The 5,965-nt window shown below is 38.4% G+C and carries 4 protein-coding genes; 3 read left to right on the top strand and 1 reads right to left on the bottom strand.

Going from position 1 to position 5,965, the window contains the following annotated elements:
• The 3 genes from ACI4WO_RS08670 to ACI4WO_RS08660 all read left to right on the top strand — a co-directional run.
• Positions 1-254 (top strand): hypothetical protein (locus ACI4WO_RS08670; protein WP_439807163.1); only part of this gene is annotated, 254 nt, incomplete at its 5' end.
• 154 nt (positions 255-408) lie between these two features.
• A complete protein-coding gene (locus tag ACI4WO_RS08665) occupies positions 409-2,712 on the top strand; it encodes a glycoside hydrolase family 9 protein (RefSeq protein ID WP_439807162.1) in 2,304 nt (767 codons plus the stop codon).
• A 162-nt stretch (positions 2,713-2,874) separates the two neighbouring features.
• Entirely contained in the window at positions 2,875-4,542 is a 1,668-nt protein-coding gene (locus ACI4WO_RS08660; RefSeq protein WP_439807161.1) for a peptide ABC transporter substrate-binding protein, read from the top strand.
• Positions 4,543-4,576: 34 nt separating this feature from the next.
• Here the strand turns inward: ACI4WO_RS08660 and radA are convergent, their stop codons facing one another.
• The gene (gene radA / locus ACI4WO_RS08655; protein ID WP_439807164.1) at positions 4,577-5,941 is read right to left on the bottom strand and encodes a DNA repair protein RadA; all 1,365 of its coding nucleotides are present in this window, start codon (positions 5,939-5,941) and stop codon (positions 4,577-4,579) included.
• Between the last annotated feature and the right edge of the window lie 24 nt (positions 5,942-5,965).

The raw sequence follows: 5,965 nt of genomic DNA, 5'->3' as shown, positions 1-5,965 counted from the left end.
CCCGTGATGCAGCAGCAATTGCTAAGGATCTGGCTCAGCTGTACGGTTCAAAGAAAACAACACTGACTGGTAAAGAGGGTGAATTCGCATTGTTCCTTGCAAATGTTGATGAAAGTGTTGTTAAGGAAGGTAAGGAAACTGATTGGTATGGCAAACGTGATCTCAGCACACGTGATGCAGCTACAATCGCTAAGTATCTTGCTCAGAAATTCAGTAATCCAGAGCTTAAACTCGTTGATCTGGTTACAAAATAATTAAATACTTTGTACATTTGCAATAGTATATATTAAAAATACCGTCCGCTATGGACGGTATTTTGTTTATACTTTAATTATTTTTAAAATATGTTGAAATAATTTCGGCAATATGTTATAATTAAAAAAATATAATTATAATGGAGGTAAAGATATGAAATTGCTAAAAAGGTTGTCTTGTGCAGCTACAGCAGTATTTACGGCGGCATTTTGCTTGTCTGCACCGACTGTACAAATGACGCAGTATGTGTCAGCAGCAGAAGATTATGAGAATTTTGCAAAAGCTCTGCAATATTCACAATATTTATATGATGCAAATATGTGCGGTAATGATGTGGATGAAAATACCCGTTTTTCATGGAGAGGGGATTGCCATACCTATGACTCCCAGCTTCCGCTGAATACAGAGTATACAAATTTATCTGACAGCTTTATTTCACAGTACAAAGATATTCTGGATCCGGACGGTGACGGATATGTGGATGTTTCCGGAGGATTTCATGATGCCGGCGATCATGTCAAATTCGGAATGCCTGAGGCGTATTCGGGTTCTACTCTGGGATGGGGCTACTATGAGTTCAGAGATTCATATGCCAAAACCGGACAGGATGATCATATTGAAACTATCCTGCGCTATTTTAATGATTACTTTATGAAATGTACTTTCCGTGACCAGAACGGAGATGTAGTGGCATTCTGCTATCAGGTGGGAGAGGGCGAAATAGATCATGATTACTGGAATGCTCCCGAAAATGACAGTATGAAAAGAAAGGGATTTTTTTTGACGGGTGAAAAGCCACAGACTGATTATGTGGCTGCAACAGCTGCTTCTCTGGCTGTAAATTATCTGAATTTTAAGGATACTGATAAAACTTATGCAGATGAATGCCTTGACTATGCAGAGGCACTGTATGAATTTGCTATGTCACATGATAAAGAATTAAGTGATAATGAGGATGGTCCGAGAAGTTTTTACAGATCTTCAAAATGGGAAGATGATTACTGCTGGGCAGGAATGTGGCTTTATAAGGCTACCAAAAATACTGTTTATCTGGACGAGGCACTAGGAGTTCTGGGAAATGATTACTATGCTCCGCCGTCATATGTACACAACTGGAACGATGTCTGGACAGGTGCAATGTGTCTGATATCTGAATGTAATGATGAAGACGGAAGCATTCTTGACCGATACAGGACAATAAGCGGAAAAAATGAATATGAAATTTCAGACTTCTGGAGTCAGATTGAAAAGCAGATTCAGAACTGTATGAACGGAGTAATGGGTACGTTATCTCCTCAGGGATATTTCTTCCTGGACAAATGGGGCTCAGCACGTTACAATACTGCCGCACAGCTTGCAGCTCTTGTATATGATAAATATAACAATAACGGCAAACCATCAGAATACAGTGAATGGGCAAAGGGACAGATGGAATATCTTCTCGGCAACAATAATGCAGGAACAGCATATGTTGTTGGATATAATGAAAATGCCGTGAAATATCCGCACCACAGAGCCGCTTCAGGACTTTCAAGATGCGAGGATACGTCTGAGCAGAAACATGTACTTTATGGTGCTTTGGTAGGAGGTCCGGATGCAAATGATGAGCATATTGACCTTACAAAAGAATATGTTTACAATGAGGTTACAATAGACTATAATGCCGCATTTGTTGGTGCATGCGCAGGACTTTATGAATTTTTCGGAGATGAATCAATGGAAGTTACTCCTGATTTTCCGCCTCCGGATAAAAATTCAGGAGGAGAATCCGGCGGAAATAATTACTGGGTTGAGGGATTCTATACAGAACAGATTCAAAACGGAGGAATAGGATGTACAGAAATCACAATGTATGTTTGTTCAGATTCTGTAAAACCTAAAAAGGATATTTCTGTAAGATATTATTTCTGTGCTGCCGGAATGTCATCTGTTTCTGATATGCAGGTTAATCAGCTTTATGATCAGGCAGAGGTTGAGGACGGTGCAGACGGTGTTTTAAGCGGTCCGCATCTTTACAAGGATGATATTTATTATGTAGAGGTAAAGTGGGACGGCTATGCTATTGCTAATTCAAATAAAAAGTATCAGTTCCAGATTGGTTCTTGGAGTACGCCATGGGATTCTTCCGATGACTGGAGTTTACAGGGAATGCTGAAAGTTGAAAGTAACTTATATGAAGGTTCTCCTGAAAAAGCAGCAAATATCTGTGTTTATTCTGACGGGGTGCTGGTAGGCGGAACAGAACCGGATGGTAATACGCCAATCGTCAGTGCAGGTGCCGGAGATCTTAACAAGGATGGCAGTATAAATACCACAGATCTTGTTTTGCTCCAGAAATATCTCGTAAAAATATCAGTAACTATTGCAGATACAGATGCAGCTGATGTTAATGGTGACGGAAAAATAAATGTTCTTGATGCGATTAAGCTCAGAAGAGTAATTACTGGTGTTGAATAATAAAAATGGGGAGCGTAGTGCTTCCCGTTTTTTATATCCATAAATATAATTAAAAAAATTATATATAAAAATGTTTAAATCTGCTATTGAACGAAAATGAGAAAAATGGTATAATTATTAATAAAAAGGAAAGTGTATGAGACACAAAAGGGAGAGAACAAATTGAAAAAAATATTATCTGTTTTTACAGCGGCAGTAGTGGCTTCGTCGGTGTTTTTAACGGGATGCAATGAAACTAAGTCGGACGGTGCAAATTACACATTTGATTACGCTATGCCCGGAAATCCGGAAAGCCTTGATCCGCAATATGCTTCTGATGAAAACTCTATGACTGTGATCGGAAATCTGTTTCTGGGACTAATGACTATGGATGACAGCGGAGTATTATCTAACGGTGTTGCCGACAGCTATACTGTATCAGACGACGGACTGACTTATACGTTTCAACTGAAGAAGGATTGTTACTGGTTTTTTGATGATAACGAAAATGAAGAGGTTGATGACGGGGAGTATTATCCTGTAACTGCTCATGATTTTGTTTTTGCTTTTCAGAGGATTTTTAATCCGGAAACCTGTTCTCCTCATAAGGAGTCCTTCTTATGTCTGAAAAATGCTGAAGGCATCGTTAAGGGCGAGCAGGACTATCAGGAAATCGGAGTCAGAGCTGCAAGTGACACTGAACTTGTTTTTGAGCTTGACTATGCCAATGCAGGTTTTTTGAATTCACTGGCATCAACGGCGGCAATGCCATGCAATGAAGATTTTTTTAACAGTACTAAGGGCCGTTATGGACTTGATGATAAATCGGTAATGTCAAATGGTGCATTTTTTGTAAGACAATGGTTTTATGATCCTTATGGTCATGATAATTTTGTTTATATGCAGCGTAATCTGGCTAATGATAAGCATGATAAAATATATCCGTCTTTCTTGAATTTCTACATAAAAGACTCCAGACAGGAATCTGAGGCAAGTTTCTGGGACGGGGAATCAGATGTTCTTCTGACATTTATGAATGACAAGAAAAATACTAAGGAAAATATTGTGAAACAGTACGATAATTATACTTTGGGTATAATTGTTAATCCGGAGGATTCAGGCTACAGCAATAAAAATATCAGAAAAGCATTGGCTTATGGTATAGACAAAGCTGGTTTTGAGGGGAATCTTTCTGAAGATTTAAAGCCGGCTTATGGTGTTATTCCGCCAGGAGTATCCTTTTTAAATAAAAGTTACAGGGAACTGAATTCAGAAAAAACAGCTTCAGTGACAGCTGATGGAACAAGTATTGATTATAATCCTGAGCTTGCCGTATCATACTATGAAGAAGGCATGTCTATTATGGATAAAAAATCTCTGGATAATATAAAAATTCTTGTGCCGGAAAATCTTATGGATACTGAATATCTTCACCTGGTAACTCAGAACTGGCAGACTCTTTTTGGCTTTTACATTGGAATTGAAGAAGTACCGGAAGATGAATATGCACAAAGAATTAAAGATAATGACTATACTATGGCAATATATCCGCTGACAGGGGATTATAACAGTCCTTCAGCAATTCTGGAGAAATTTAAATCAGGATATAATGATTTAGGGTATTCTAATACAGAACTTGATAATATTATCAAAGAACTTAAGTCATTGGATAACTATAATAACAGCGTAGAAACATATCTTAAAGCAGAGCAGATTATTTTGAATGATTTTTATTTTATTCCTGTATTTTATAAAACAGAGTATGAAATTATGGGCGTTGGAAATGATGATATATTTTTCGATCCATTTACAAAACAGCTGTTTTTCAGACATGCAAAATATTATGAATAAAATAAAGGGAGTCGCATAGACTCCCTTTATTCATTTAATCAAAAATCTTAAAAGCTTCTTTTATATCAGACACACCAATTAATTTAATAGAATAATCATTCTGATCCATTGACTTCAAAGACTGTCTGGGAATTATGCATTGTTCAAATCCCATACGCTGAGCTTCCCTGACACGCTGAATAATATTTGAAACGGCACGGACTTCTCCGCCCAGACCGATTTCACCGAATGCAATAGTATTTTCATTTAACGGTTTATCAAAAAGGCTTGAATACAGGCACAATGCTACTGCAAGGTCACCGGCTGTTTCATTAATACTGAATCCGCCTACAACATTCAGATAAACGTCAAGAGAACCAAAAAACATTCCGGCACGTTTTTCAAGTACTGCAATAATAATTGCCATTCTGTTGAAATCAAATCCTTTTGACATGCGGCGGGGTGCAGAAAAACCACTTTTTGTTGCCAGTACCTGTATTTCTGCAAGAATAGGTCTGAGTCCTTCCATAGTACAGGTGACGCATGTTCCGGAAACATTTTCAGGGCGTCCTGAGAGAAGCATTTGTGACGGATTTTCAACTTCTTCAAGACCTTTATCCATCATTTCAAATACACCGATTTCATTGGTGGAACCATATCTGTTTTTGACAGTTCTCAGAATACGGCTGGTCATATTACGTTCACCTTCAAAATATAAAACAGCGTCAACAATATGCTCCATAACTTTAGGACCTGCAATTGCACCATCCTTGTTTACATGGCCTACAATGATAATCGGAATTTCCAGACTTTTTGCTGTATGCATAAAAAGATTGGTACATTCACGCACCTGAGTCAGACTGCCGGGACTTGATGTGATCTGAGGAATATTCATGGTTTGTATAGAGTCGATTATAACAATGTCAGGCTTGCTGGAAGAAATTGTATCACATATTGCTTCAGCATCAGTTACTGTAAGTATATACAGACCATCCGTGTCGACATTAAGACGCTGTGCTCTGATTTTTATCTGTCGTGCTGATTCTTCTCCGGAAACGTAAAGAATGGAGTATTCTTCACCCAGATACTGACAAATTTGTAAAAGCAGAGTACTCTTGCCGATTCCCGGTGCACCGCCCAGAAGAACAATGGAACCCTTTACCAGTCCGCCGCCGAGAACACGGTCAAATTCATTTATCCCCGTTTTATATCTTACATCATCATCTACATCAATTTCTTCAAGTTCGAGAATTTTGTCGGTCAGGTCAACATTCTTTTTTGAAGCGGAGGATTTTGAAGGTGTGAACTGTTCCACTTCTTCAAATGTGTTCCATGAACCGCAGTCCGGGCATTTGCCGTACCATTTTCCTGATTGATATCCGCATTGATTGCATTCATATACAGTTTTGGATTTTGCCATTTTAACGTCCTTTCCGGAATTTAT

Source organism: Porcipelethomonas sp. (assembly GCF_051893655.1).
Classification (GTDB): domain Bacteria; phylum Bacillota; class Clostridia; order Oscillospirales; family Ruminococcaceae; genus Porcipelethomonas.
Note: the sequence above shows the minus strand (reverse complement) of the source record. Positions and strands in the feature narration are given on the sequence as shown.

Excerpts from the sequence above, each read along its gene's own strand:
- ACI4WO_RS08665 (WP_439807162.1), top strand. The coding sequence starts at position 409 with ATGAAATTGCTAAAAAGGTTGTCTTGTGCAGCTACAGCAGTATTTACG.
- radA (WP_439807164.1), bottom strand. The coding sequence starts at position 5,941 with ATGGCAAAATCCAAAACTGTATATGAATGCAATCAATGCGGATATCAA.